Source organism: Streptomyces sp. NPDC020362 (genome assembly GCF_040642095.1).
Taxonomy (GTDB): Bacteria; Actinomycetota; Actinomycetes; order Streptomycetales; family Streptomycetaceae; genus Streptomyces.
Map to the genome: position 1 here is coordinate 1 of NZ_JBFAET010000358.1, position 5,051 is coordinate 5,051.

The 5,051-nt window shown below is 75.1% G+C and carries 1 protein-coding gene; it reads right to left on the reverse strand.

Annotated features, from left to right (window positions below; genetic code table 11):
* The coding region (locus tag AB0H32_RS46770; protein WP_361135361.1) for a type I polyketide synthase at window positions 1–5,051 on the reverse strand (5,051 nt) is incomplete at both ends.

Here is a 5,051-nt window from a genome sequence, read left to right on the forward strand (position 1 = left end):
ACGCCTTCGCCCCAGCCCGTGCCGTCGGCACCGGCCGCGAACGCCTTGCAGCGGCCGTCGGGCGACAGCCCGCGCTGCCGGCTGAACTCCACGAAGACCGTCGGGCCGGCCATGACCGTGACGCCGCCGGCCAGCGCCATCGTGCACTCGCCGTTGCGCAGGGCCTGGACGGCCAGGTGCAGGGCGACGAGCGACGAGGAGCAGGCCGTGTCGACCGTGACGGCGGGGCCCTCCAGGCCGAAGGTGTAGGACACGCGCCCGGAGGCGACGCTGCCGGAGACTCCGGTGGTGAGCAGGCCCTCGACGCCTTCGGGCAGTTCGCGCGGGCCCTGGCCGTAGTCGTGGTACATCAGGCCGGTGAAGACGCCGGTACGGCTGCCCCGGATCGTCTCCGGGTCGATCCCGGCGCCTTCGAACGCCTCCCAGGACGCCTCCAGCAGCAGCCGCTGCTGCGGGTCCATCGCCAGGGCCTCGCGGGGGCTGATGCCGAAGAAGCCGGCGTCGAAATCGGCCGCCTCGTGCAGGAAGCCGCCGTCGCGCGCGTAGGTCTTGCCGGGGCGCTCGGGGTCGGGGTCGTAGAGCCCGTCGACGTCCCAGCCGCGGTTGTCCGGGAACCGGGAGATGCCGTCCCGGCCTGAGGCCACCAGCCTCCACAGGTCCTCCGGCGAACGCACCCCGCCCGGGAGGCGGCAGCTCATGCCGACGATGGCGATCGGCTCGTCGGCGGCGGCCGCGGTCTGCCGCGCCGCGCTCGCAGCCGCGGTGGCCGGGGCCTCGCCGAGGAGTTCGGTGCCGATGTACCGGGCGAGGGTCGCGGGGGTGGGGTGGTCGAAGACGAGGGTGGCGGGCAGGCGCAGGCCGGTGACGGTGGACAGCCGGTTGCGCAGCTCCACGGCCGTCAGCGAGTCGAAGCCCAGGTCCTGGAAGGCGTGCGCGGGCTGTACGGCCCGGGGCGAGGAGTGCCCGAGCACGGCGGCGACCTCGGCCCTGACCAGTTCCAGGAGGGCCTCGTCGCGCTCGTCGCCGGCCAGACCGGCGAGGCGTTCGGCCAGGGATCCGGTGGCGGCGCGCCGGGCCGTGCCGCGTGTGGGGACGCGGACGAGTCCGCGCAGCAGGGCCGGTACGGTTTCTGCCGCCCGGTTGCGCAGGGCGGCGGTGTCGAGGCGGACCGGTACGAGCACGGGCTCGTCCGAGGCGAGCGCCGCGTCGAACAGCCGCAGGCCGTCCTCGGTGGACAGCGGAAGGACGCCGGAGCGCGCCATCCGCGACCTGCCCGCCTCGTCGAGGGCGTCGGCCATGGCGCCCTCCTGCTCCCACAGGCCCCACGCCAGCGAGACCGTGGGCCGCCCCTGGGTGCGGCGGTGCCGGGCGAAGGCGTCGAGGAAGGCGTTGGCCGCGGCGTAGTTGCCCTGGCCGGGGTTGCCGAAGACACCCGCGGCGGAGGAGAACAGCACGAACGTCGTGCTCTCGCCGGTGAGGTCGTGCAGGTTGAGCACGGCGTCGGCCTTGGGCGCGAGGACGGCGCCCACGCGCTCCGGGGTCAGCGCGGCGATCACGCCGTCGTCGAGCACGCCGGCGGTGTGCACGACGGAGTCGACCGGGGTGGCGGCCAGCAGCCGGGCGAGGGCGTCACGGTCGGCGAGGTCGCAGGCGGCCCACGTCGCTTCGGCGCCGAGCGCCGCGAGTTCGGCCGTCAGGTCCGCGGCTCCCGGGGCGTCCGCGCCGCGGCGGCTGACGAGCAGCAGCCGGCGCACGCCGTGTCCGGTGACCAGGTGACGGGCGAGGGTTTTGCCCAGCGCGCCGGAGGCGCCGGTGAGCAGCACGGTGCCCAGGCCGGAGGCAGCGCCCTCGGCGAGGGCGGAGGCGACTTCGTCCGCGGGGCCGGTGGCCGCGTCCTCCGTTTCCGGGGAGGCGGCGCGGGCCAGGCGCGGTGCGCCGGCCTCCCCTTCGCGGACGACGACATGGGGCTCGCCGGACAGTACGACGCCGGGCACGAGCGCGGCCGCCTCCTCCGGGCGGTCGGTTTCGAGCAGCACGATCCGGCCGGGGTTCTCCGCCTGGGCCGAGCGCACCAGTCCGCCCGCCGCGGCGTGCGCGAGGTCGTCACAGCGCGCCACCAGCACGAGGCGCGACGTCCGGTCCTCGGCGAACCAGCGCTGAACCAGCCGCAGCACGTCGGTGGTGACCGCACGGACCCGCTCGGCCTCGGTCGCCCCTTCCGGGCCGTCGGGGCACGGGACCACGACCACGTCCGGCTGCGACGGCCCGTCGGCCTCGACCAGTGCGGCGATGTCCGGGACGTACGCGACCGTCGTCCCGTCCGCGTCGCCGGAGGGCAGGGTCAGCGGCGCCCGCTCGACGGTGAACATCGTGTCACCGGGGCGCTTGCGGAACTGCTCGGCCGACACCGCGCGCAGTGTCAGCGACTCGACGGACGCCACCGGCTCGCCGGCGCCGTCGGCCACCAGCAGGGACACCGCGTCCGTACCGGCCGGCGCCAGCCTGACCCGTACGGTGGACGCGCCCATGGCCCGCACGGACACCCCGGACCAGGCGAACGGCAGGAGCGGCCCGTCCGCCTCGGCCACGAGGGAGCCGTCCGCACCGCCTGCGCCGATCGCGTGCAGCGCCGCGTCCAGCAGCGCCGGGTGCAGGAGGAAGGAACCGGTGTCCGTGCCGTCGGGGAGGGCGACCTCCGCGAAGACTTCCTCGCCCGCGCGCCAGGCGCTCCGCAGTCCGCGGAACGCCGGTCCGTAGGCCAGGCCGAGGGCGGCCAGCCGGTCGTAGAAGCCGTCGAGGTCGACCGGTTCGGAGCCCGGCGGCGGCCACGCCGTGAGCGCCCGGCCGGCGGCCGCGGCGCCCGCCTCTTCGGCCCCTTCGGTGACGAAGCCGGTCGCGTGTCGGATCCACGGCAGGTCGGCGTCGTCCTCGGGGCGCGAGTGCACGGTCAGCGGCCTGCGGCCGGTGCCGTCGGCCGCGCCGACCCACACCTGAACCGCGACGCCGCCCTGCTCGGGCACCACCAGGGGCGCTTCGAGGGTGAGGTCCTCCAGCAGTTCGCAGCCGGCTTCGTCGGCGGCCCGGATGGCCAGTTCGACGAACGCGGTGCCCGGCAGCAGCACGGTTTCGAGCACGGCGTGGTCGCTCAGCCACGGGTGTGTGCGCAGGGACAGCCGGCCGGTCAGCAGCCGCTCGTCACCGCCGGCCAAGGAGACGGCGGCGCCCAGCAGCGGGTGGTCGGCCGAGCCCAGGCCCGCGGCGCGGACGTCACCGGGAGCGGCCGGTGAAACGTCGAGCCAGTGGCGCTCGTACTGGAAGGCGTAGGTGGGCAGGTCGACGCGGCGGGCGCCGGGGAAGAAGGCGTGCCAGTCCGGGGAGACGCCGTGCACGTGCAGTTCGGAGACGGCGGCGACGAGTGCGGCCCGCTCGGGGCGGTCGGCGCGCAGGGCGGGCACGGTGACCACGTCGTCGTCCAGGCAGCCTTGGGCGAGAGCGCTCAGCACGCCGCCCGGGCCGATCTCGACGAACGTGGTCACGCCCAGGTCGTGGAGAGTCCGGACGCCGTCCGCGAAGCGGACCGCTTCGCGGACGTGCCGGACCCAGTACTCGGGGGTGTAGGGCTCGGCCAGGCGGCCGGTGAGGTTGGAGACCACCGGAATCCGCGGCTTCTCGAAGGTCAGCGCCCGGACGACCTGTGCGAACTCCTCCAGCACGGGGTCCATCAGCGGCGAGTGGAATGCGTGGCTGACCTTCAGCCGGGAGGTCTTGCGGCCCTGCTGCCGGAAGACCTCGGCGATTGCGGTGACCGCGTCCTCGGCTCCGGACACCACGACGGACCGCGGACCGTTGATCGCCGCTATGCCGACCTGGTCGGTGAGATGCGGAAGGACTTCGTCCTCGGTGGCCTGGACGGCGGTCATTGCGCCGCCGGCGGGCAGGGCCTGCATGAGGCGGGCGCGGGCGGACACCAGCTTCGCGGCGTCGTCGAGCGACAGCACCCCGGCCACATGTGCGGCGGCGATCTCGCCGACCGAGTGACCGGCCACATAGTCCGCCCGGATCCCCCACCGCTCCAGGAGCCGGAACAGCGCCACCTCGATTGCGAAAAGTGCAGGCTGGGCGGCGCCCGTGCGGTGCAGTTCTTCCGAGTCGACGTCGAGCGCGGCGTCGAGGTGTGCGCAGACCTCGTCGTACGCGGCGGCGAACGCCGGGTAGGAGTCGTACAGCTCGCGCCCCATGCCCAGGCGTTGCGATCCCTGGCCGGAGAAGAGGAACCCGATGCGTCCGCCGGTGCCGGAGAGGCCGCGCACGACGCCCGGGGCCGGGGAGCCGGAAGCCACGGCCCGCAGCCCCTCGGCGAGTTCCGCCGACGTCTCGCCCTGGACCACCGCGCGGTGCTCCAGCGCCGTGCGTGTCGTGGCGAGCGAGAACGCCACGTCGAGCGGGGGGACTTCGGCGTTCGTGCGGGACAGCAGGCGGTCGGCCTGCGCGCGCAGGGCCTCCTCGGTCCTGCCGGAGATCACCCACGGCACCGGTCCGCCCTCGGCCGGGCACGCGGCCTCCGGCGCGGCGCCCTCGGCGCTCTCCGCGCCTCGCTGCGTCGATTCCGGGGCCTCGTCGTCCGGTCCGAACGCTTCGGCCGAGGGGGCTTCCTCGATGATCGTGTGCGCGTTGGTGCCGCTGATCCCGAAGGAGGAGATGCCGGCCCGGCGCGGCTGGTCCGACGCCGGCCAGGGCGTGGGCTCGGTCAGCAGCCGCAAGGCGCCCGCCGACCAGTCGACGTGCGCGGTCGGCTCGTCCACATGGAGCGTCTGCGGCAGCACGCCGTGCTGCATCGCCAGCACCATCTTGATCACACCGGCGACACCCGCGGCGGCCTGCGTGTGACCGATGTTGGACTTGACCGAGCCCAGCCACACCGGCCGGTCGTCGGAGTGTTCCCGGCCGTACGTGGCAAGGAGCGCCTGCGCCTCGATCGGGTCGCCGAGCCTGGTGCCCGTGCCGTGGGCCTCGACGGCGTCCACGTCGGCCGGCGTGAGCCCGGCGGACGC